At 38.2% G+C, this 22,562-nt stretch carries 20 protein-coding genes and 1 pseudogene; 8 read left to right on the top strand and 13 right to left on the bottom strand.

The genetic code is table 11. The features are described 5' to 3' along the window. Positions 1 to 238: 238 nt before the first annotated feature. Both CYJ36_RS03350 and fadH read right to left on the bottom strand, forming a co-directional pair. Positions 239 to 1,456, bottom strand: a complete 1,218-nt coding sequence (locus tag CYJ36_RS03350) for an EAL-associated domain-containing protein (RefSeq protein WP_101564778.1) — start codon at positions 1,454 to 1,456, stop codon at positions 239 to 241. A 120-nt stretch (positions 1,457 to 1,576) separates the two neighbouring features. Further along, complete coding sequence (fadH, locus tag CYJ36_RS03345; protein WP_101564776.1) at positions 1,577 to 2,341, bottom strand: 2,4-dienoyl-CoA reductase; 765 nt, start codon at positions 2,339 to 2,341, stop codon at positions 1,577 to 1,579. A gap of 189 nt (positions 2,342 to 2,530) precedes the next feature. Between fadH and CYJ36_RS03340 the strand changes: the two genes are divergently transcribed. Beyond that, a complete protein-coding gene (locus tag CYJ36_RS03340; protein ID WP_101564774.1) occupies positions 2,531 to 3,433 on the top strand; it encodes a metallophosphoesterase in 903 nt (300 codons plus the stop codon). A 150-nt stretch (positions 3,434 to 3,583) separates the two neighbouring features. Here the strand turns inward: CYJ36_RS03340 and CYJ36_RS03335 are convergent, their stop codons facing one another. From CYJ36_RS03335 to ppx, 6 genes are all read right to left on the bottom strand, one after another. Beyond that, complete coding sequence (locus CYJ36_RS03335; RefSeq protein ID WP_101564772.1) at positions 3,584 to 4,516, bottom strand: putative bifunctional diguanylate cyclase/phosphodiesterase; 933 nt, start codon at positions 4,514 to 4,516, stop codon at positions 3,584 to 3,586. Continuing rightward, positions 4,467 to 5,672, bottom strand: coding sequence for a diguanylate cyclase domain-containing protein (locus CYJ36_RS03330; protein WP_101564769.1), 1,206 nt, complete (start codon positions 5,670 to 5,672; stop codon positions 4,467 to 4,469). The genes CYJ36_RS03335 and CYJ36_RS03330 overlap by 50 nt, the downstream gene beginning before the upstream one ends. Before the next feature lie 66 nt (positions 5,673 to 5,738). Next, positions 5,739 to 6,083: a fluoride efflux transporter CrcB gene (gene crcB / locus CYJ36_RS03325; RefSeq protein WP_180850048.1), complete on the bottom strand. Its 345-nt coding sequence runs from the start codon at positions 6,081 to 6,083 to the stop codon at positions 5,739 to 5,741. Continuing rightward, a complete protein-coding gene (locus tag CYJ36_RS03320; RefSeq protein WP_180850046.1) occupies positions 6,080 to 6,451 on the bottom strand; it encodes a fluoride efflux transporter FluC in 372 nt (123 codons plus the stop codon). The genes crcB and CYJ36_RS03320 overlap by 4 nt, the downstream gene beginning before the upstream one ends. 674 nt (positions 6,452 to 7,125) lie before the next feature. Further along, entirely contained in the window at positions 7,126 to 9,237 is a 2,112-nt protein-coding gene (locus tag CYJ36_RS03315; RefSeq protein WP_142382670.1) for an RNA degradosome polyphosphate kinase, read from the bottom strand. Positions 9,238 to 9,431: 194 nt separating this feature from the next. Next, on the bottom strand, positions 9,432 to 10,967 hold the full coding sequence (ppx, locus tag CYJ36_RS03310; RefSeq protein WP_101564764.1) for an exopolyphosphatase: 1,536 nt from the start codon (positions 10,965 to 10,967) through the stop codon (positions 9,432 to 9,434). Between the two features lie 146 nt (positions 10,968 to 11,113). Between ppx and CYJ36_RS03305 the strand changes: the two genes are divergently transcribed. The 5 genes from CYJ36_RS03305 to CYJ36_RS03290 all read left to right on the top strand — a co-directional run bounded on the left by CYJ36_RS03305 (position 11,114) and on the right by CYJ36_RS03290 (position 15,289). Further along, entirely contained in the window at positions 11,114 to 11,611 is a 498-nt protein-coding gene (locus CYJ36_RS03305) for a L,D-transpeptidase family protein (protein WP_101564763.1), read from the top strand. A 99-nt stretch (positions 11,612 to 11,710) separates the two neighbouring features. Then, positions 11,711 to 13,009, top strand: a complete 1,299-nt coding sequence (locus CYJ36_RS03300; RefSeq protein ID WP_101564760.1) for an MFS transporter — start codon at positions 11,711 to 11,713, stop codon at positions 13,007 to 13,009. Positions 13,010 to 13,179: 170 nt separating this feature from the next. Next, positions 13,180 to 14,493, top strand: coding sequence for an HD domain-containing phosphohydrolase (locus CYJ36_RS03295; RefSeq protein ID WP_308315259.1), 1,314 nt, complete (start codon positions 13,180 to 13,182; stop codon positions 14,491 to 14,493). A gap of 35 nt (positions 14,494 to 14,528) precedes the next feature. After that, positions 14,529 to 14,654, top strand: a complete 126-nt coding sequence (locus CYJ36_RS24625; protein WP_308315258.1) for a hypothetical protein — start codon at positions 14,529 to 14,531, stop codon at positions 14,652 to 14,654. Positions 14,655 to 14,818: 164 nt separating this feature from the next. Next, on the top strand, positions 14,819 to 15,289 hold the full coding sequence (locus CYJ36_RS03290; protein WP_101564758.1) for a YkyB family protein: 471 nt from the start codon (positions 14,819 to 14,821) through the stop codon (positions 15,287 to 15,289). 206 nt (positions 15,290 to 15,495) lie between these two features. Here CYJ36_RS03290 and CYJ36_RS03285 read toward each other — a convergent pair whose 3' ends face one another. The 4 genes and pseudogenes from CYJ36_RS03285 to CYJ36_RS03270 all read right to left on the bottom strand — a co-directional run bounded on the left by CYJ36_RS03285 (position 15,496) and on the right by CYJ36_RS03270 (position 19,108). Then, positions 15,496 to 16,044, bottom strand: coding sequence for an HD domain-containing protein (locus CYJ36_RS03285; protein WP_101564756.1), 549 nt, complete (start codon positions 16,042 to 16,044; stop codon positions 15,496 to 15,498). A 17-nt stretch (positions 16,045 to 16,061) separates the two neighbouring features. Next, positions 16,062 to 16,964, bottom strand: a complete 903-nt coding sequence (locus CYJ36_RS03280) for a chemotaxis protein (RefSeq protein ID WP_101564754.1) — start codon at positions 16,962 to 16,964, stop codon at positions 16,062 to 16,064. Between the two features lie 111 nt (positions 16,965 to 17,075). After that, positions 17,076 to 17,720: pseudogene (locus tag CYJ36_RS03275) on the bottom strand (glycoside hydrolase domain-containing protein). Positions 17,721 to 17,779: 59 nt separating this feature from the next. Beyond that, complete coding sequence (locus CYJ36_RS03270) at positions 17,780 to 19,108, bottom strand: MFS transporter (protein ID WP_101564752.1); 1,329 nt, start codon at positions 19,106 to 19,108, stop codon at positions 17,780 to 17,782. A 237-nt stretch (positions 19,109 to 19,345) separates the two neighbouring features. On the opposite strand from CYJ36_RS03270, the gene CYJ36_RS03265 reads away from it, so the two are divergent. After that, the gene (locus CYJ36_RS03265; protein WP_101564751.1) at positions 19,346 to 20,629 is read left to right on the top strand and encodes an NCS2 family permease; all 1,284 of its coding nucleotides are present in this window, start codon (positions 19,346 to 19,348) and stop codon (positions 20,627 to 20,629) included. A gap of 73 nt (positions 20,630 to 20,702) precedes the next feature. Here the strand turns inward: CYJ36_RS03265 and CYJ36_RS03260 are convergent, their stop codons facing one another. Then, positions 20,703 to 21,950: an ATP-binding protein gene (locus CYJ36_RS03260; protein ID WP_101564749.1), complete on the bottom strand. Its 1,248-nt coding sequence runs from the start codon at positions 21,948 to 21,950 to the stop codon at positions 20,703 to 20,705. A gap of 221 nt (positions 21,951 to 22,171) precedes the next feature. Here CYJ36_RS03260 and CYJ36_RS23525 point away from each other — a divergent pair, with 221 nt between their 5' ends. Next, the gene (locus CYJ36_RS23525; protein ID WP_180850042.1) at positions 22,172 to 22,309 is read left to right on the top strand and encodes a hypothetical protein; all 138 of its coding nucleotides are present in this window, start codon (positions 22,172 to 22,174) and stop codon (positions 22,307 to 22,309) included. Positions 22,310 to 22,562: the final 253 nt, after the last annotated feature.

Raw genomic sequence — 22,562 nt, 5'->3', positions numbered from 1 at the left:
AAATACCTATTTTTACAGCAGGCTGACCGAGGGGCTTCCGCTTTTCTTATTAGAATGACACATCGGCGCTAAATTATTAGTCTCATTTCCAAATCATTGATGCATTTCAATCATATTTAGTGTGATGAACCGTTTATTGAAGGGAATTTTATTAAAAAAGAACACGATTCCCTAATAATAGACGTTCATTTTTGTCTAAATGGGAAACAACATCAGCCTTTGCTAACACAGCCAATTATTACAATAGCCCTTCATTTTCATACAGGTATGAGTATGGAAGATCTAAGAATAAGTAGTGATGCTGATCTATTGGATAGGAAAAGGTACGGATTGTTTCTCCAGTTTCGATGTCACTGTATAAATCACTGAAAAACCCTTTTTTTCTTATTTGCATTTTCATAATATTTTCAAGAAAGTATGGTCGCCAGCTCCAATTCTTCATAAAATAGTCAGGCTGAAACTTCCATTCCCCATTTGCTTTCAAAACATTTCCTGATTGCTGAAATCCGTCGGCATCACATATATATATGCGAAAGCAACAATCAGACAAGTCTTCAGCAAGCTGTGTGATCAGCTCATTAAAAGAGTTGCCAAGCTTTTTTTCTTTCGTAACTAAAAGATGAATTTTTTGATGAAACACCTCAGAAATTTCATAAAAATTCTCAAGCTTTTTTTTCTCGAATTGAATAAATTTGTGAAATTCCTCAATCATTTTCTCTTTTAGTGTATACCTTTCAATAAACCGCTCTCCAGGAAGCTGCAAATAGTCACCCTGAAAATATCGGCCTCCATTTTTCCAGGCGTATTGCAGCTGAAAGCTCACCTCAATCTCTTCATATAGAATGGTAGCCCCGATTTTTCTTGCGAGAAGAGAAATGGAATAAAGCACATCATGATAGGTTTGAAGGGGCGAGGTTAATCTGAGGGGCTGAAGATCGATTTTTAGAATATTGGGCATCAGCATCCCAATTCGATCAAGATTGCTGCTCCCTTTCCCGACATTATCAACTGCTATTTTGATTCCATAAGTCCGGTAGTAAGTAAACACATGAGTCAGCTGCGTGACATCTCCCATAAAAGTATGCTCGGTTATTTCGATCACGATCCGCTCAAGATCCCCCCCCTTTTCTTTCCATTCAAACAAGATCTCAAGCAAACTTTCCCCATGATCTAACATTAATAAGTTTGCATCTCGATTTATGAAAATAAGGGTATCTTCATCATTTAATAGGAAGGCTTCCAGTGCCATATGTAAGATGTAATTATCTGCTTCTATCCGGTATTCATCCGGAATTGATTCATCTTTGAAAAATGGGCCCAGGCTTTTCAATTCCCGCTCCATTTGAATTCTCCCGAGCACCTCATACCCGATTACTTTTTGCTCATCTGCGCTGAAAATGGCTTGATAGAAAGGTTTAACGTGCTCTAAGTTTGTCATTACATCTAACGGATCCATATGCCCTTCACCACTTTCTCTCTCTATTTTTTGTATGATTATACCACATATGAATAGATCGTTCGCTAAATGAAAATGGATTCTCCTGAAAGAAAACAGAAGAATCCATCTATTTGCAAGTTAAAACGGGTGCTGGTTAAGCCATTGTCCGCCGTCCATCGTAATACATTCACCATTAATATATGCTGCATCATCTGATAATAAAAACGATGCGAGGGATGCAATTTCTTCTGGTGTTCCTAAACGTCCCAGCGGTACACTATTCAGTGTTCTTTTCGCCGCTTCTTCTGACGTCCATAACTTGTCTGCACCGCCTGTTCTTTCAATTGGTCCCGGAGCTATGGCATTCACACGAATTCCATATTTTTTGCCCCATTCAACCGCAAGTGTTCTAGTCATCGACAGCACACCCGCTTTTGCAGCTGCAGAGTGAATGACACCCGCTCCCGCTCCCCATGCATATGTAGCAACCATATTTAGAATGGCTCCCTTTTGGTGCTTTTCGATCCAATACTTACCTGCTGCTGAACTGCAATAAAATGAGCCATTCAATACGATATTGATGACCGAGTTCCACCCATTGACAGATAGTTGTTCTGCAGGGCAGATAAAGTTACCTGCCGCGTTATTGACAAGCCCGTCGATGCGACCGAATGCTTCATCCGTTTTTTTCATTAATTCTTCTGTCATTTCCGGAACGCGGACGTCCATTTGAAACGGAAGGATTTTCCCTTCATATCCTTCCATCTCTGCTTTGGCAGCCTCTAATTTTTCCATTGTTCTGCCAGTAATGACTACATTAGCACCCTGACTGGCAAATTTCTCTGCCATTGCTTTCCCCATCCCGCTTGAACCGCCTGTTACAATAAATACTTTATCTTTCATCAAAAAAACACCCCCAAAATGAATGACCATTCATATTTTATCATATAACTCGTCTATTTTCTAACTATTTCAAATATTATTTAAAGATCTATTAGGGAATTCAAAAATGCAGGTAAAGATAGAAGAAAGAACTTGATGTGTCCATGCTATAATAAATTGTAATTAAACCTTTAAAGGAGTGAGGCTGGGTTGACAAATAAAGTATCGAGAAGAGCCTTCCTGAAAGGTTTAATTGGAACAATTACCGGCAGTTTGCTTGCTGTCTTTGGCGGCTATGGATACGCTCGATATATAGAACCGAAATTAATTAGAACGGAATCTATTCCGATTGAAAGCAGCAAATTGCCCCAATCCTTTTCAGGAACAAAAATAGTGCAATTCAGTGATACACATTTAAGCGAATATTATCCGATTAGTCAGCTTGAAAAAATTGCAACTAAAATAAATCAGCTGTCTCCCGATCTCATTCTTTTTACTGGAGATCTAGTCGATAAACCAAATCAATATGGGTATTTGCACCAAATAGCTCCCATTCTCAAAAAACTGAAAGCACCTCTTGGAAAATATGCGATTTACGGAAATCATGATCACGGTGGCTATGGAACCGACATTTATGAAAATATCATGAAAGAATCAGAGTTTAAGCTGCTCAAAAACACAGGGGTAAAAATTCAGCTAATTGATGGATCGGCCATTCTTCTTACAGGACTGGACGATATGATGCTTGGACGGCCGGATTTCGGACAAACATTAAAAGAAGCAAAGGATGAACTCTACACGATTTTAATGGCTCACGAACCTGATGCAGCTTTAAATGCCAAAGCATTTCCCGTTGACCTGCAGCTATCTGGCCACAGTCATGGAGGCCAGGTTCAGCTTCCTTTTTACGGTCCGCTTATCACTCCTCCATTTGCAGCTGTCTACACAGAGGGATTATATGAGGTTGATCGTATGAAACTGTATGTCAATCGGGGACTTGGGACGACAAGACTTCCCTTTCGTTTTTTTTCAGTGCCTGAGATCACTTTATTTACATTAACGAAGAAAAGCGCAAGCGCCATGGTCAGCGCAGACAGGCAGAAAAGGCACTGACAGAAAAGTCCGGTTTTGACTTTACTGGCAGATCCGTTCTAACCGAGGAGTTAGGCACTTACGCTTGCCATTAAAGCGCAAACTTTATGCTCTTTTATAACTTATAAAATAAAGAGAGGCAGCCGGTCGAGCATTCCAGCGCCTCTCTCTTTAACGATTCATATAATTTTGTTCAATCTCTTCCGGGAGCAGCGGCTTTGAAAAGTAAAATCCCTGACCTTTTTGGCATTTTAATGCTTGTAAATAGGAATATTGCTCTTCCGTTTCAATGCCTTCTGCTATGACTTCAAGTGACAGACTTTCCGCAAGATGTATAATTGTTGTTATAATGGCACCATCTTTTTCATCTGTTAACACATCTTTTATGAAGGATTGATCAATCTTCAATGAATCAATCGGAAATTGTTTTAAATAACGCAAAGATGAAAAACCAGTACCGAAATCATCGATTGAAATGCTTACCCCAAGTTTCTTCAGCCTGGAAATTGTACCAAATGCTTCTTCCGGATTTTGCAATGATCCTTCAGTAATTTCAAATTCAATTTGATTTGGCTTAATTTGATACGTCTTAAACAGTGCTTGTATCATTTCTACAAGATAGAACTGCTGAAATTGCTTTGGAGACAAATTAATCGCGATCTTAGTATTTGTGTAGCCCTTTTGATTCCATTTTGAAAGCTGTTTGCACACTTCCTCAATAATCCATTCCCCTATTGGAATCATCAAACCGGACTCTTCTGCAACAGGTATAAATGTGCCGGGCGGGACAGAGCCCATTAGGCTGTGATGCCATCTTAGAAGAGCCTCAAAACTTATAGTCTGATTGTTTTTCAAATCGATTTGAGGCTGATAGGAAAGCGAAAATTCACCATTTTCAAGTGCTTGTCTTAACCCGGTTTCGATGGCTAAGAGCTCGCTTGAATTTTGATTCATTTGAGGGTGATAGCTCTGATAGCGTCCGCGGCCTCTATGTTTAACATCGTATAACGCAGTATCAGCATTTGTAATCAGCTGATCCTCTTCTGTTCCATGCTCAGGGTAGATGCTGCCCAATGCTGGGACTAATAAAATACACGAGTTCATTTAAATGAAAAGGTTCTCCAAACAAATCCAAAATTTGCTGTGCATGTTCCTCAGCCTTTATTCGATTTATACCAGGAAACAGAAGTATGAACTCATCCCCTCCCTGTCTGTATACTTGATAAGAATCAATTTCAAGCGACTGAAGACGATTGCTCACTTCCTTCAGCAGCAAATCACCAACAGAATGCCCCATTGTGTCGTTCAGCATTTTAAATCGATCAAGATCAATGTACATAAGAGCAAGATGATCATGCTTTTTATCATTTAATAAGGCTTTTAAATCTTTCTTTAATGCAGTCCGATTCATAAGCCCTGTCAGGGAGTCGTGAAAAGCCATATGCTGAATGAGCGAATGATGGTGTTTCTGTTCTGTAATGTCCTTTGCAATCAAGTAGATTCCCTGTATGTTATTATTCAAAATGATGGGAATCGTTTTAAATTGAATATAAAGTTCATTTTGATTGGATATCAATAATTTCATTTCATCTTCAATCGCCTTGCCATTCACCGCCTGAGAAAACATAGAAGCAATCCTGATACGGTCATTTTCAAACAAGTCCAGGATGCATGTGCCAATTAAGGAATAAGCAAACGTGCGCGTCATCTCAATTGCAGCTGGATTAACCGCCAAAATGATGCCGTCTAAATCTAGTGAAAAAATAGCATCATTATTATTATCAAAGAGCGACTTGTACCGCTGCTGGCTTTCAATTAATTTTTGCTTTTCAGACATTCGTTCTGAAATATCCCTCGTCACAGAAATAATATAAATGACTTCACCTTCATCGTTTGTAATTGGAGTAAGTACGGATTCACCGTAAATGAAGGAGCCGTCTATCAATCGAACCTTGTCCTGATACGAAAATGGCTGCTTCGTTTTCATCACAACCATGTACATTTCAAGTAAATGATCGGCAACACTTTTTTCAATTACATCAAAGAGCGTCTTCCCTACATAATCGTCCTTTAAACCAGCATGCTTTACACCTTCATCATTTACGAACAAATACCTGACACCATACTCTTTATCTGCCTTCATTAAAAAAACGAGATCTTTTATATGTTCAAGAATAATTGTAAATATGATTGATTCGATTTGTTCAATGTTTTTCTCTGTTTGAAAGTCTTCACTGATTGCTTTTTTCAATTTATGCATAAAACCCTCATCCTAGTTTTATCTTCTTTTTCTTTATAGTATCACACGAGGTTCTTTAAAAACCATTTAAAGATGACGTCCTGTCCAAAATGCTATAACCGTGCCTGCTGCAGTAAGAAACAAGTATAATCCGGCTTTCATAAAGGCGCGTTTTTTTATAAGATCAAACGCTTCCATACTAAAAGCAGAAAAAGTAGTAAATGCTCCAAAAAAGCCAGTTGCTAAGAAAAGGCAGACTGATGAGTCCGGACTAATGATAGAAACTGTTAAGCCAAGACCAAAAGATCCGGAAATATTAATGATTATGATTGCCATTGGAAAAGGCGCGTTTACCGTTGTCTCTTTCAGCCATTCTCCAAACACAAAGCGAAAAAAAGTGCCTATCGCCCCCCCTATAATAACCGCGATCATTCCCCTTCCTCCTTTCTTACAGCCAATTGACTGCCGGAGACAAAGCCGGTCCATGCCAAAACAATACCGAGCGTTAAAGAGACAAAAAGGTATTTCCCGCCGGATGTTAAATTCAGCTTATTTATTTCACCTGCAAAAGTAGACATTGTAGTAAATCCCCCGCAAAAACCAGTACCCAGAATGAGCTGCATTCTTTGTTTATATTTTTCAAGAAAATAAGCTGATAGGAAACCGAGCAAAAAACTTCCCAGCATATTAACAATGAAAGTTCCATATATTGTCTGGGTTTGAAGTGTGATTACATAGCGCAAATAAGCACCTGCACTTCCTCCAGCAGCTGCCAGCAAACCATTTTTTATTGTATTCAAAACATTACCTCCAGTTTTTAGAACAGGCTTGAATGAAAAGGTGTTTTCAAAATGGAAAATCTCTTAAATCCTTATCCTATCAATCAAATTAAGGTCCTATTCTAATACATTTGAGCTCCACAATCTTATTTAGTACTTGTAATCCAGCACGAAACCCTTTTAACAGACATGAAGGAGTCTTACTACAAGAAGCGATCATTGCACGTTCAGTCCGCAAACACTCCTACGCTGAAAAAAGGGTTTCAATCAGGAGCATTGAGTCCGCAAAAACACTCCTACGCTGAAAAAGGGCTTCAATCGGGCTCATTGAGTCCTTAAAAACCCTCATACGCTGAAAAAAAGGTTTCAATCAGGAGCATTGAGTCCGCAAAAACACTCCTATGCTGAAAAAGGGGTTTCAATCAGGAGCATTGAGTCCTTAAAAACATTCCTCTGCTGAAAAAAGGGTTTCAATCAGGAGCATTGAGTCCGCAAAAACACTCCTACGCTGAAAAAAGGGTTTCAATCAGGAACATTGAGTCCGCAAAAACCTTCCTGCGCAAGAAATAGGGCTTCAATCTGCATAAGGTATAGTGCGCAATCCCTCATATTCTTATTATCATCTATTTACGTACAATCCGCCATTTTCCTTAATTAAATACAAAAAAGAGTGCCATATTAGCACTCTTTTCATCTCATTCTTCGTCTTCAGATACCCGGTATGACAGCTGTGATAGAATGGCCTGACTGTCTATTTCAGATTCATCTGCAGATCTGGTTACATAATCGTACTTGCCTGACGGATCTTGTTCGCGCGCTTTCACATTGTCTGTCAGCATGATCGAGAATATGTTCGAGATTCTGGATTTAATGCTGCCATCAAAGATTGGAAACAGAATTTCAACTCGCTTTTCCATGTTTCTAGTCATCATGTCAGCAGATGAGAGATACATTTTTTCTTCGCCATTATGATGAAAATAATAGATTCTGCTGTGTTCGAGAAATCTTCCCACAATGCTTCTCACTTTAATATTCTCGCTCACGCCTTTAATGCCAGGTCTTAAGCAGCATGTTCCCCTTACGATTAAATCAATCTTCACACCTGCATTTGATGCTTCATAAAATTTCATAATGATTGCTTTATCTGTGAGGGAGTTCATTTTAGCAATGATTCTTCCATTTCCATGCTGACGGTTGAAAGCAATTTCTTGATCTACCAGCTTTAAAAAATCGCTGCGGATATCAAAGGGCGCAACAGAAATATGGTGAAATTCCGGTTTTTCGGTATAGCCGCTTAAATAATTAAAGAAATTCGTTGCGTCAATTCCGTACTTTTGATTTGAAGTAATTAAGCTCATGTCTGTATAAATCTTAGCGGTCTGGTCATTATAATTTCCTGTTCCGAGATGAACAAACCGCTCAATGCGATTGTTTTTGCGTCTGACCACGAGTGTGATTTTGCTGTGTGTTTTTAAGTATGTCATCCCATATATAACATGACAGCCCGCTTTTTCAAGTTCTTTCGCCCACTGAACATTATTTTCTTCATCAAATCGGGCTTTCAGTTCCACTAGGACTGTGACTTGCTTGCCTTTTTCTGCTGCACGTTTAAGGGCTTCGATAATCGGAGAACCCCCGCTGACCCTGTAAAGTGTTTGCTTGATAGCCAACACATCAGGATCATCTGCTGCATCCAGAACAAAATCGATGACTGGTTCAAATGATTCATATGGATGATGCAAAAATAGATCCTGCTGCCCGGCAACTTCAAAAATATCATCTTCAGAAGAAAGATCCTTTGGAGGCTGAGGTATGAATGTTTCATATGTAAGATGTTCAAAGCTTGCAGTGAATTCTTTATAAAATCCAAACAAAAAGGTCAAATCGAGCGGGCCGTCAATTTCATAAACATCACCTTCATGAATTTCCAGTTCTTCCAGCAGATATGTCATGATTTGAGAGTCATAAAAATCTTTCCGGACTTCAAGACGGACTGCTGCTCCCCATTTTCTCTTTTTAAGTTCCTTTTCAATTTCCTTCAGTAAATCCCTGGCGCCTTCTTCATGAATGGTCATGTCAGCATTGCGCGTAATTCGAAAAGGCGTGACAGACACAACGTCATATCCATGAAACAGCTTATAAATATAATGTCCGATAATATCTTCTAAAAGTACATATTCATTCCCTTGAATACTTTCGGAAATCGAAATGAAACGTTCTAGTACAGCTGGGACCTGCACAATAGCTGTTTTTGTCCGATATTCAATCGATTCTTTTACATCTTCTAATTTTATTACAAGATTGAGGCTTTTATTGAGAAGCATCGGAAAAGGCCGGTATGCATCCACTGCCATAGGGGTTAATACAGGAAAAATATGTTCATCGAAGTATTTTTCAACTATTTTTTTTTGAAGAGAAGATAAATCATCAACGTTTAAAAATTGAATACCTTCTTTTTTTAGTGCAGGCATGATCAGCTCATTGAACGTATGAGATTGCAGGTCTACAAGCTCATGATTCAAATCTGCAATCTGTGAAAGCTGCTGTTTAGGTGTCAGCCCAGCTTTATTTTCAGGCTTATTGAAGCCTGCTTTCACCTGATCTTTAAGTCCTGCGACTCTAACCATAAAAAACTCATCCAAATTCGAACTGAAAATAGCAAGAAATTTCAGTCGTTCAAGCAGCGGATTTCGCTCATCAATGGCTTCTTCCAATACTCTTTTATTAAAAGCAAGCCAGCTTAATTCCCGGTTATTGTAATATAGAGGGTTCCCAAGCATTGGTTGGCCGATGTTTACTTTGCTCATGTAAAAGTCACCCTTTAAATTAGTCATTTTGATTCATCTGTTATGATAGCACTTGTTATAGACGCGGATGTAAATTTATTGTAAATTTTATGTGATGTTTATGTAAATGAATACTAGAAAAGTTCATACAAAGGAGCTAAACATAATTGCGAAAATATCTATCCTTTTCTGCTACTTGAAAAAAGAAGAGAAATTCACTCTTCTTTTTCATAAAATTTAAAAATGATGTTCTTCTTCAAGATCTTTTCAAGGTTCTTCTTTTGCTTTTCTGCCTGATATTCCTCTGGTTTCCAATTTCCCTCGCAAACCACATCACATTTCACAAAATCATTTTCTGTTCTTATGTCAACTGATTTAATTATTTCTCTTTTCGTGGCATTTAAACTATATGCGAGCTTTATTATAGCCCCAAGCATCATCATGTTTCGCTGTTCTACTTTTGAAAACCAGTGTTTATATGGATCCGCGTACTGCTTATAAGAAGATTTGCTTTTAAATGAAGCGATCAGTGCAAGCTGCAAACGTTCTTTATGAAGGAGTCCATCAATTGTACGATTTGCTATTAAATAAAATGTATGCTGGCTGCTTGATTCTGAGTCAATGTACTGCCCAAGATTGAAAACAAAAGCTCCCCTTCTAAGCAGCAATATATCTTCCTTCGAATAGGAGAGCAGTCCCTCTTCAGCAAGATCACGATATATTTTCAGCGCAAGCTTAGTAACATGAATGACATGATTTAAATCGATATCATAATCGCTCAGCAATTCATGAAAGCTTTCTTCGATTACATTAGGAAAGATCGCCAGTCCTGTTCCCCTTGTTAAATCCTCATAAAACACACCATCTCTAAGGCCTTTTCTGCTAAGGATGAAGTTATCTGCATCAACAATTTCATACAAAGTATGAAAAACCTGGGCAGTGGGGATGATGATATCTGCACGATCCTTGGATAATCCTTCAACTCTTTGCAGTTCATGAAGAGTTAAAGAAGATAAGAATTGCTGTACATCTGTCAAATTTTGATGATTCATTTCGTATTGGTGCACACCTGCAAGCGGATATTCCTGCATTGCCTGATGAATTTGCACAATGTTTCTGGCACTTCCGCCTATTGCTACAATTGGAAGATTCCTGTTTACAATCCACGGAAGCGAACGGAATTTCGCATCAAGGAATTCCTTTAACTGATTTATTTCCTTTTCTGCAGGTATTTCGTTTTTGACAAACTGTTTTTTAAGTGAAAGAGCACCAAATGGAAAACTGTGATAATGAATTAATTTTCTGTTTTCAAAGTATGTAATTTCTGTGCTGCCGCCGCCAATATCAATTGTAATTCCGCTTTCTATTTGAGTTGAGTTCACAACTGCTAAAAAACCATAATATGCTTCCTCATATTCAGATAGAATACGAATTGAAAAATCTGTTTTTGCTTCAACTGTCTGAAGTATGAACTCTTTGTTTTCTGCTTGTCTGATTGTTGCCGTTGCCACACATTTCACTTTTTTCAGGTCATGATGCCTGGTAACTTCCTGAAAACTATGAAGAGCTGAAACTAAAACCTTTATTCCTTCGTCATTTAAGAAAGAGTCATCATTAAGATAATTGCGGAGCCTGGCTGAAACTTTCACATTCTCAATTTCTTTTAGCCGCTGACTTTTATCCCGCTGGTAAATCACGAGTCTCATTGTATTTGAACCGATATCGATAATTGCATATTTTTCTTTAATCAATTGTGTCCACTCCCTTGATTTCACAAAAAAATTATACCACAGCCCTCATAGTGGGATGATGCTTATTCACGCTTTTGCAACAGACAATCTGTCTCATCATAAGCTGTAAGACAAATTTTAAATATCAATTTAAAAGCGGTGATAGCATGATTCATATTGTCAGGCCCGGAGAGACTCTAAACAGCATTGCGCTTGATTATCGGACTAGTACAGCAGTTCTTGCAAAAGCAAACCAGATTACAAATCCTAACCTAATTTTCCCGGGACAATCCATTGTGATTCCGGGACTGCCCGATCCAGCATCAATCCCATATACAATTAATATTTCCGTTAGGCAAAGAAAATTAACTCTGCTGAACAACGGACAAGTAATGAAAGTTTATCCAATTGCAGTCGGGAAAATAGTGACCTCAACACCAATAGGCAATTTTGTGATTGTGAACAGACAGCCAAATCCTGGCGGTCCTTTCGGTGTCCTATGGCTGAGTTTATCAAAAATCCATTATGGCATTCATGGGACAAACGACCCAAGTTCAATCGGAAAAGCTGTATCAAAAGGATGTATAAGAATGCAAAATCGTGATGTACTTGAGCTTGGCTCGATTGTACCGAATGGAACACGCGTATTCATTCGTCCAGTCTAATGAACAAGTAATTTTTTTACAAAGACTTCATATTAAATAGTTGGATTTTCTATTATAATAACTACTGTAATCGATATCCTGCAGAATAAGGAGCTGCTTATGAAAATCTTTAAAAACAAAAACTTTGTGAAGCTCTTTTTTGCTGCACTCGCTTCTCAAATGGGCACGACGATTGGAAATATGGCTTTTGCTTTTTATTTGCTTGATCGATTCAGCCATCAGCCGTCTTTTGCAACAATGGCAGAGCTTATGTATTCATTGCCGACATTGTTTGTATTCTTTTTAGTCGGGGTTGTAGCTGACAGATTTGATAGAAAGAAAGTTGCAGAGAATTGCGATTGGGTCAGAGCCATTCTTACTGTTCTGCTTTTCGGCTCTTTATTTTTAAACTCTATTCCGCTTGTCTTTTTCTTGTTGTTCCTGCGGAGCGCTGTTACGAAATTCTTCTATCCGGCAGAGGCCAGTCTTGTGCAGGGTATCTTAAATAAAGAGCAATATGCTCAAGCGGCAGGCCTAAATCAAATGCTATTCAGTATTTTTATGGTTTTTGGTGTAGGACTTGGAGCATTGGCTTATAAGACAATTGGACTTCAGGGTGCTGTAGCTGTTGACTTTTTCAGTTTTATTATCTCTGCCATTTTGATTCGCAAATGCAAAATTCCAATGGAGGCCAGACTCCCAAACGGAAGAATCAAATGGAAAGATTTCAGTTTTGAAGCCTCATACAGGGACTTCAAAGATGGCATTCTCTATATCGTCAAAAACAAGCTATTAGCATCACTGGTTTTTGGTTTTTTTGTTTTTGGTTTCGTAAACGGAGCATTTGCTATTTTGCCAATGTTTACAATGAAGTATGAGCTGTCGCCTGATCACTATGAGAAATACGCTTCATTCTTCGCCATTTCTCTTGGTATCGGCCTTCTGGTCGGAAGCGGAATTGGAACTTTGATCTCATCAAAATTCAAACCGCATCAGCTGATGATTTATCCGATTCTATTAAGCAGCATACTTATTTTTATATTAGGTTTTACAGATCAAATGTGGATCTTTTTAACAACTGTCTTTATTATTGGGACATGCATTGGACCAATCAACATTGCAATCGGCGGATGGATGCCGAAAATTGTCCATCCAAAGCTCATGGGAAGAGTCAGCGGCTGGATTGATCCGATGATGATGTTTGCACAATCATTGACACTCGGAATGATCGCAGTTCTTTTCCCAAAAGTAATCAGCAAGGTCGAGTATTTGTACTACGGAATGGCAACCGTTATTCTTCTTGTGTTTTTGTTTTATGCTCTTACACTCCCAAAACTCAGCAAGGAACTTGAATACGCTCAGCAGAACCGGAATCGCCATACTGCAAATCAAAAAGGACAAGTTAAATCAGCGCTGTAAATAGAAAAGCAGAAGCGTCTTTTTAACTCTGACAGCAGCCATGCTGTCTTTTTTTGTATTTTTTTATTAAAAATTTGAAGTTTCAGCCGATAAAAATAGAAAGTTTCCAAAAAAAGCGAGTCTAAAGGTTGTGTATTCGATAAATATATAAAAATTTCTTAAAAAAACTGGTGTTCAATTATTGCATTGGCTCTTTCATCGCTGTATTTGGCATCGGAGCTTTATTCATGTTTTCCACACTGACCATTACAATCGCTGAAATATTGATTTTGCTCATTATTTTAAGCTTCTCAATCGTTTGTATGGGTATTTGTGAATGGCTTGTTTTCAGAAAACAGATTTACCCAATTAAACGGGTTTTTAAAGATGGTGATATTTCCATGGATGCTATTGAGAAAGCTTTCAGGCAAATTCACCGTTTTCCGATACTGACAGTGTACCGAATTTTCGGCCCTCACCTGTTTGGCCTTTCCGTACCTGCAATTATGCTGACTTATCTTTTTATCTCAGGCGGATTTGTTAATTTGCCGCTTTACTACACTTTCATCGCGACATTAGGAGCCATATTAATCGCAGGCATGCACGGCATCATCGAGTTTTTCTTAACGTCAGGAGCGGTCAATCCAATATTGATTAAACTTCGAAACAAAGCGCTTATGTTCCATGGAGCTGATTTAACGGCAGAGGCAAAAATCCATATATCAATCCAGCAGAAAGTTCTTTATAGCGCCATCTATATCGGGGTGTTTCCTCTTCTTTTATTCACCTTGGCTACACAAATTCGTTTTCAGGAAAATTCAATACCCTTATTATCTGAATACTGGAGATGGGCCTTATTAATATTAATAGTATCCGTTCTTTTCGCAGTTTTAGGAGCATTTTTATTGTTTAAAAACATATCTGGGCCGATTGAAAAGCTGCAGGAAGGCATGCTGGAGGTTGAACAAGGGCGGCTACAATACAGAAATGATGTATATTCTGATGAATTTTCTAAATTAATTGCAGGCTTTAACAAAATGATCCGCGGTCTGCGTGAAAGAGATCAAATCAATAATCAGTTATTAGAAAGTCTTTATACAACGCTTGCTGTCACACTGGATGCAAGAGACCATTATACTGCTGGGCATTCAGTCCGTGTAGCAGAATATTCGATTATGATTGGAAGAGCAGCAGGCTTATACGCTGATAGCCTTGATACCCTCCGTAAGTCCGCACTTCTTCATGATATTGGAAAAATTGGAATCAGAGACAGCATCTTGCTGAAAGAGGAACGACTAACCCATGCTGAGTTTGAAGAAATTAAAAAGCACCCCGTTATAGGTGCTGATATCCTATCGAATGTTCAGCCTAAAGAAATGATGGAACCTCTGATCCCTGGTGTGAAATATCACCATGAACGCTTTGATGGGCATGGTTACCCTGAGGGGCTGAAAGGTGAGGATATTCCCTTATTCGGAAGAATTATGGCAGTTGCAGATGCATAGATGCTATGACATCAGACCGACCCTACAGAACAGGAATGCCTGTCAAAAAAGCATTGGACATAATTGAAGAAGGAAAAGGAACTCAATGGGATCCAGTATTTGCCGATTTATTTCTAAACGTAATGAAGAATGACGATCAAGATGAGACGAAATATGGATAAGGCTTAATGCAGTATGGTTCAGCTTTCTTTTTTCTTCAATAGAGTGAATGCAAAAGCAATTACTATCCGTACTTATGCGGCATGCTTTTTGTTCTAGTTGCATTTTACAGACGAAAAAGTATAATTTATAATAAGCACAAATTATAATGCAAAGGAGAGAAAGAATGGACGATCATAATCGAACCCAGCCTTTAAAACCTACAACTGAAAATATTGCAAAGGCGATTTACATAGTCAATCGTCATGCTAAAACAGCACCAGATCCAAAGTTTTTGTATACGTTAAAAAAACGTGCACTGCACAAACTGTTAACAGAGGGAAAAGCTAAAAAAGTAGGACTTCATTTTTCGAATAATCCTAAAAACAGCAAACAGCAATCAGATGTACTTGTCTCTGCAGGAGAATATTATTTTCATATGCCTCCCACTAAAGATGACTTCGAAAATCTCCCACATCTCGGTTCACTGAATCAAACATATCGCAATCCAAAAATACATTTGTCATTAGCAAAATCAAAAGCATTGCTGCAGCAATATGTTGGACTAAAAGACACAGCAGCCAATGGTTCAGCTCCTAAAAAACCTTCTCCTACATATAAAAAACCTGTTTTTAAAAAATTGGGTGAAAGCTATTAACATCTTTCATTATGAATAAAAAGAAAAGAGCCAAAAGGCTCTTTTCTTTTTATTTGGCTGTGTTCGCATTGATTGTTGCATTGCGGATTATTGCACACAAACCAAGTTCTCGGTCGATACAGGATTTATTGGACGCCAAAATACTGTAAAAAATCCAAGATTATTAATGATTGGCTAATGTTACAAAGACTACGAAAAGAGCCTTTTTATTTCGAAAATAATTCCTGGACCATTCGCTTGTAGACAAAAAAATAACTTGGTACTTCTTCTGATTTAAGATTTTTAAAAAGGTTCACAGAAAGTGTCCTATTATACCACTCTTGCTGCTCTTTTCCTCTGTTGAACATTCTCCAAATGTCATCTCCATGCTTCAAGTATTCCTTATGAAGACTTTTAATGTTATCCAGTTTGTCTGCTGCTATAATGGCTTTTTCTTCAATTGTCGCATCAACAGCTGACAGAATCGTTTTCTGCTTGCGCTCCTCCCATGATAAGGATTTGTCCTCCGTGTTGAACTTGACAAGTGAAGCAACCTCATCTCCAAATAGAGAAAGAATTTGATGTATGCTTGTTTCTGTATCTTCAACGGTATCATGCAAGTACCCTGCTGACACAACCTCATCCCTGAATCCTGCTTTAAAGAGGATGAGAGCAGTATTTTCAACATGTGTGAAGTAAGGAGCCCCAGATAGCCTTCGTACCTGACCTTCATGTGCAGATTCCGCAAAACGTTTCGCATGGTCAATTAGAGACATGTTATTACACCTGCAATTTATAGAATATATTGATCGATCAACTTAACAAGTTCCGTGATTTCAGGTTTGCTTACTTGAGCGTCCGCCCCTACTTTTTGTCCTTTATGTTTTAAATCATTCGTAATAAGGGATGAGAAGATAATAACGGGTAAACCTCCAAGCTTACTGTTTTCTTTGATTCGTTTTGTTAAATGATGGCCGTCCATTTGAGGCATTTCAATGTCTGTGATGACAAGCTGTACCTCTTTTTCAATTTCTTTGCCTTGAGATGTCAAGGAATTGAGATAGTCTAAGGCATCTTTCCCGTTTTCAAAGAACTCGAGATTTACAAAGCCTGCTTCTTGCAAGGTATCATGGAGAAGCCCTCGAAGTAAAGGAGAATCTTCTGCAATGACAAGTTTCTTTGTGGAACGTTCACGGTTTCCCATTTTTTTCACTTGATCAATGTGAATGCCGGATTCAGGATTCAATTCAACCATTATTCTTTCAAAGTCAGGCAATAGAATCATCTCACCCTTCCATTTAACAACACCGGTTATGTGACTCTCCAAACCTTGGTATAGACTTGAAGGTTTTTCAATTAAGCTCCAAGAAATTCGGTGAATCTGCGTCACACTATGAACATGAAAAATAATTTTCTGTTTATTAAACTCTGTTACGATAAATTTATCAGCTTTTGGATTTTGACTTTGTTCAAGTCCCAATGCCTGAGCTACATCTACAACCGGGAGAACTTCTCCTCGCAGCTCTGTAATCCCTTCTACATTTGGGTGAGCATGGGGTACTTTTGTTACATTTTGAAGCTGAATAATCTCTTTTACTTTTATCACATTAATGCCGAATTTTAGTCCCGCAACTAAAAATTCGACGATCTCTATTTCGTTCGTACCGCTTTCTAATAAGATGTCTGTTTGCTGCATTGTAAGCTTCCTCCTCAAAATAACACATGTATACTGTTATTATCGGTTTGTCTCGTTTTTTATAAAGTAAAAGGCAATTTAAAAAGCTTAGAATCATCCTAAGCTTACATGCTAAAATAAATAAGCTAATAAACGTTCATCACAAAGATTTGTATTAATGCTGCATTTCTTCGCATCTCTTCCATATTTCCAGATCCATACATTGGATTTGCAATTTGGATGTGCCGGCCGATAAGCAGGTGCTTTTCTTGCGGTGCTGATCCCTGTTTCAGGTTTTGCACTCCAGAGAATGCTTTGCACAGCGATCTCTTTATTTTGTTTAACCGCTTGGCAATATGCTTCTGGAAACGGCCCCTTTTCCGGATCATTATAAATACCTGCACGATATCCGCTGGGAATTAATGATTCCACCCAGCCAGTAATCCAGCCTGCATCTGCTTCAAAAAAGTTTCCAATATTAGCAAAAATGGCTACTCCATTAGGAATGGAAAGCTTTCTGGCATGAAACGCTGCATTTCTCGCGGCTGTCCGTCCATTTTCATAGCTTATTGCCTGCAAAAAAACGTTATATATAGGCAGAATTTTTATTTCCTTTGATTGTAAAAATTGGATTTCTTTTTAAGTTAGTACGCTTCCTTGAGTTTCTGTAAGGTATCTTCCCCAATATGATGGAAAACCATAGCTGGTTTCTACACATTTTAGAAGGGCTGCATCTGCCGGCGCTGCAGAATCCACTCCCCACCGTTTTCTTGCCATAACAAATCACACCCTTCATTGTTCTCTCTTATATATGATGAATGAGAGAACAAGAGAAGCTACTTTCTATCTTCCGCCGGTACAAAAGTATGAACGATTAACCCGATGAGTGCCAGGATCATTAACGACCCAATCGCAATTCTGCTTGCCAAATCACCGTAATCAGCTAAAACAAGCGTAATTGTTCCGTACAAAAGCGGACCTATAATAGATGACACTTTTCCTGAAAAAGCGAACAAACCAAAGAACTGGCCCCGTTTATCTGGAGGTGTAAGCTCTACAATAAATGTCCGGGAAGTAACCCACATCGAACCAAGAGATACACCAAACAGACTTCCAGCAATCCAGAACATAAATGGATTAACCGCAAATGTTGCAAAAGCAAGTGCAACGAGCAGAACGATTCCAACCAGAGTGATGCTCCTTTTCGTTCCTATTGACTTGGTAATATATCCGAAAGCGAAAGAACCGGCAATACTTGCTACTGTAGACACTAAATAAAGAAGGATAAATTCTCCGGATGTAAATCCCACGATTGCTTTAGAATAAATAGCCATCATCGTGATTGCAGTTGCAATCGCATCATTTAAAAAGAAATAAGCCATCATGAACAAAAAGGCGGCACGGTACGCCCGCATTTCTTTAAAAGTCTGATAAATTTCTTTGTAACCGCTGAAAAACGACGTTTTTTCCTGGACCTTGTTTAGTGCTGCCGGCTGCTCTTTGCTAAATAGAAACAATGGAATTGAAAAAACAAGAAACATCAGTGCAGTCGGAATAAAAGCATGATGGTATCCTGATTCTCCAATAAATGGATAAACCGTTAATCCAACAAGTGTTCCAATGTATCCAACCGCTACTCCATAACCTGAAATTAAGGGAATTTCTTTTTTCGTACCTAAGTCAGAAATCATTGAATCATAAAAAATCAAACTGGAATGGTAAAAAAACTTGGCAATGATAAATAGCAAAATGACGAATACTAATGCTAATGGGAGTCCAAAAAAGGTTTGAGAAAAACTCGTCATGGCGAAGATACCCATTAAAATAGTGCAACTAACAGTAATCAGTGTAAATGGAATAATGAATCGTTTTTTTCTGCCAGTTCTGTCAATCATGACGCCAAACAGAGGTGAAAACAAAACTAATAAAAAACTTGCTGCAGCATTAGCATAGGATATAAATGTACTGGCAATTTGATCTAACCGTTCGTTTTCGCCGATTACTTCCTGCAAATAAAAAGGAAAAAAGATGGTTGTTATGTTAGATGAAAAGATCGTATTTGCAAAATCGTATAAAGCCCAAGATAGGATGGGCAGGGAAAAATAAAGATGCCATGCTCTTTGCTGCTTTTTAATCGCATCAGGACGCTGTTCTAATTGAGCCATACGAGTTCCCCCATACCTTTTAATTTGTGTTCCTATAAAAATTCTTTACCTAAGGCTAAACTCCTTTCTTATTTACAAATATTTAACATATGTGCCATTCATTCTGCCCTGCAAAAAAAGAACAAATAAAGATAATGCATAAAGTGTTCTGACTTGATATAATGCTATATGTGAATCGGCTGATGCCGATTGTACGGGTTGGGTCGAGGGTTACTTTACTAAGGAAGGTTTTAAAAATTGCATAAGTACTTTCAGCTTGAGCAGCATGACACTACCGTCAAAAAAGAACTGCTTGCAGGTATCGTTTCCTTTTTTACAATCGTGTACATTGTTGTCGTAAATGGAGCCATTTTAGCTGATGCGGGAATTCCGATTGAAGCTGGAATAATCGCTACCGTGTTAACTTCGTTTGCAGGATGTATCTTGATGGGCTTTATCGGTAACACTCCAATCATCCTGGTTCCTGGAATGGGTGTTAATGCACTATTTACGTATACAATTTGCGGATCTATGGGGCTTTCTTGGCAAGAAGGGCTAGCTGGTGTTTTTGTTTCTGGCATTCTTTTTGCCATCGTTGCATTTACAAAGCTGTCGGGCATTATCAGTGCATCCATACCGAATTCATTAAAAGAAGCCATAACAGTAGGAATCGGTATCTTTTTAACGTTTATCGGTCTTCAAAAAGGCGGCATTGTGACTTCCAGCGAAACGACATTTGTTAAACTGGGTGACTTTACAGACCCGCACGTAATCGTTACACTGATAACTTTGCTCATTACCATTACGCTGTTTGCTCGAAACATTCCCGGCAATTTTCTGATCAGCATTTTGCTTGGTACGGCCATTTCTGCAGGCTTTGGTTTGATTAACAGCTCTGCAGGAGGATCTTCTGGCTTTTCACTTGATGTATATTTTGATGTATTAGGTGCAATGTCGTTCGAAAAAATAGCGGATCTTGCCTTTTGGACAGCTACGTTTTCATTGACAATGGTTATTGTTTTTGAAAATATCGGACTTGTTCATGGACACGTTAACATGATTCAAAGACCTGACAGGTATAAAGGTTCACTTCGTGCAAATGCGATTTCTGCGATTACCGCAGGATTATTTGGCACCAGCCCTACTGTCAGCACAGTCGAAACGGCAGCCGGCATTTCTGCAGGAGGAAGAACTGGCTTAACAGCAATTACAACCGGCTTGCTTTTTTTAAGCTCTTTGTTCTTTTTGCCTTATATTAAAATGATACCAGACAGTGCGATCGCACCGATTTTGATATTAATAGGCGGTTTAATGATTCAAAATATCCAGAACATTGATTTGAAGGATTTCACGGAGAGCTTTCCGGCATTTCTGATCATCGCGCTTATACCGCTGACATACAGCATCGTTGATGGTATGGCATTTGGATTTATCGCTTATCCCCTTTTAAAATTAGTAATGAAGCGCTCTAAGGAAGTTGCAATTCCTCTTTACATTATTGCACTCTTGTTCCTCGCGAATTTCATTACTCATAAGATATAAAAAAGAAAACCGCTCGCAAGTGCTGAGCGGTTTTCTTTGTCTTGATTGAATATCAAAAGCTTGACAGAAATCCTTATTGAACCAAATGAAGAGTGATCATGACTGAAGTTCCTTTTCCAATTTTACTCTTATATGCAACTGTTCCATCCATTTCACGAATAAGACGATTCGTAATCATTGAACCAAGTCCTGTTCCTTTTGATTTAGTTGTATAGAATGGGAGTCCCAGGTTTTCCAGTTCCTCCTCTGTCATTCCCTTGCCAGAATCAACGATCTCAATTACTACTGTGCCATTCAAATAATTCGTTTTTTTGGAAATATGAATTTCTCCACCGTGTTCCATTGATTCAATGCCGTTTTTGATTACATTCATTAGAGATTGCTTTAATAGCTGAATGTCACCGTAAACAGCACTTTTATCCTCGCTATGATAAAGCAGTGTTACATTTGAATAAAACCCAAGCGGCTTTAGTAATTCAATGCTGTCTTTGAGAACTTGATCGATATCAATTTTGGTCAATTCGTGATTGTACGGCTTGTTCAGTTTTAAATAGTCGGTAATAATTTTATTAGTCCGATCCAATTCATCTAAAATGAGCGGTGCAAATTTTTTCAGATTCTCATCTTTCGTATCCTGCTGAATGTATTGGATGAACCCCCGTACAGTTGTAATCGGATTTCTGATTTCATGAGCAATGGAAGCAGCCATTTGTCCAATTGTCCTTAATTTATCTACATACAGCATTTCATCGAATTGCTTATTTGTTTTAATTAAACTCTCAATAATAAATATCATCGATAAGTAGGATAAATAAAATGCCAGAAAGTAAACTAAGTAAAAATTAAATTCAAGGAAATTGATGTTCGTATAGATAATTAAAATATAAATTAGGAAATAAGCGCCAACAACAATAGACCCGCTTAGATATCTTACTTCCGATTGAATAAAGTACCTTCTGAAAAGCAAGCCGATTAAATAAGCTCCCAATGTAATGACAATCCCAACTGGAAAAAAAGCTCCCCCAATCAAATATCTGGCCAGACATGTTACAATAATAACAATTCCGCCTGATAACCATCCCGAGTATAACGTTACGATAAGGACAAAAACCATCCTTAAATCAAAATATGTTTCACCAAGCGTTTCAATTGGATAAGCCATGCATAGCAATGCACCGAAAGCACTGATCAATCCGTATATGACCCTTTGTTTCACCGAAGCTTTTTGCTTCGAATTAAAAGGGAAGAAAAGATTGGCATTAAAGGTTAAGGAAAACAGGATTGTAATATTAACAAGCAACGGTTTTATTATAGATAACACATTGTTTCCTCCATCAAGGAAAATAGTTTGCAAAAACTCCATTTTACAGGATTCGCTAAAAAATGAAAAGAACTATCAATATAAGTGATTCTTTTTATTAGATTCCCTTCTTATTCATTCAGTAACCCAAATATAATTCATTATAAATGGTCAAACTAGACTATATAATTTAGTAAGCCTGTTTGGATTATGAAACAGCTTGCTTCAAAGTGAAGTAAACAATGTCCATGAAATTAGTCATTCTCGGTCTTTTAATGGAACGGGATGCACATCCATACGAAATGAAACAAACGATGGAACAAAGACATATGGATCATTTTATAAAGCTGAAAAAGGCTCGCTTTATTATGCGCTGTTGAACAGCTTCACAAGAACGATTACATCGAAATAGCTGATGTAATTAAGGATTCTAACAGACCAGATAAAATAATTTATCGAATCACTGAGTCTGGAAAGAAACAGTTTCATAAGCTGATCCTGGATGAGCTATCCAGTGAATCAAACCTATATCATCCCCTCTTTACAGGCGTTGCCTTTGCATTGCACGGAAATCCTCAAGAAGCAGCAGACATTCTTGAAAAAAGAGTATTGCTGTCAGGAAAAAGAGTAAAC

The sequence above is a fragment of the Bacillus sp. UMB0893 genome (assembly GCF_002858905.1).
Taxonomy (GTDB): Bacteria; Bacillota; Bacilli; order Bacillales; family Bacillaceae; genus Bacillus_P.
The sequence above is the reverse complement of the archived record's forward strand: the minus strand, read 5'-3'. Positions and strand labels throughout refer to the sequence as shown.

Excerpts from the sequence above, each read along its gene's own strand:
- CYJ36_RS03280 (WP_101564754.1), bottom strand. The coding sequence starts at position 16,964 with ATGCAGCAAACAGACATCTTATTAGAAAGCGGTACGAACGAAATAGAG.
- CYJ36_RS03290 (WP_101564758.1), top strand. The coding sequence starts at position 14,819 with ATGGACGATCATAATCGAACCCAGCCTTTAAAACCTACAACTGAAAAT.
- CYJ36_RS24625 (WP_308315258.1), top strand. The coding sequence starts at position 14,529 with ATGCCTGTCAAAAAAGCATTGGACATAATTGAAGAAGGAAAAGGAACT.
- CYJ36_RS03350 (WP_101564778.1), bottom strand. The coding sequence starts at position 1,456 with ATGGATCCGTTAGATGTAATGACAAACTTAGAGCACGTTAAACCTTTC.
- CYJ36_RS03335 (WP_101564772.1), bottom strand. The coding sequence starts at position 4,516 with ATGAACTCGTGTATTTTATTAGTCCCAGCATTGGGCAGCATCTACCCT.
- CYJ36_RS03300 (WP_101564760.1), top strand. The coding sequence starts at position 11,711 with ATGAAAATCTTTAAAAACAAAAACTTTGTGAAGCTCTTTTTTGCTGCA.
- CYJ36_RS03330 (WP_101564769.1), bottom strand. The coding sequence starts at position 5,672 with ATGCATAAATTGAAAAAAGCAATCAGTGAAGACTTTCAAACAGAGAAA.
- CYJ36_RS03270 (WP_101564752.1), bottom strand. The coding sequence starts at position 19,108 with ATGGCTCAATTAGAACAGCGTCCTGATGCGATTAAAAAGCAGCAAAGA.
- CYJ36_RS03315 (WP_142382670.1), bottom strand. The coding sequence starts at position 9,237 with ATGAGCAAAGTAAACATCGGCCAACCAATGCTTGGGAACCCTCTATAT.
- CYJ36_RS23525 (WP_180850042.1), top strand. The coding sequence starts at position 22,172 with ATGTCCATGAAATTAGTCATTCTCGGTCTTTTAATGGAACGGGATGCA.
- crcB (WP_180850048.1), bottom strand. The coding sequence starts at position 6,083 with ATGATCGCGGTTATTATAGGGGGGGCGATAGGCACTTTTTTTCGCTTT.
- fadH (WP_101564776.1), bottom strand. The coding sequence starts at position 2,341 with ATGAAAGATAAAGTATTTATTGTAACAGGCGGTTCAAGCGGGATGGGG.
- CYJ36_RS03305 (WP_101564763.1), top strand. The coding sequence starts at position 11,114 with ATGATTCATATTGTCAGGCCCGGAGAGACTCTAAACAGCATTGCGCTT.
- CYJ36_RS03285 (WP_101564756.1), bottom strand. The coding sequence starts at position 16,044 with ATGTCTCTAATTGACCATGCGAAACGTTTTGCGGAATCTGCACATGAA.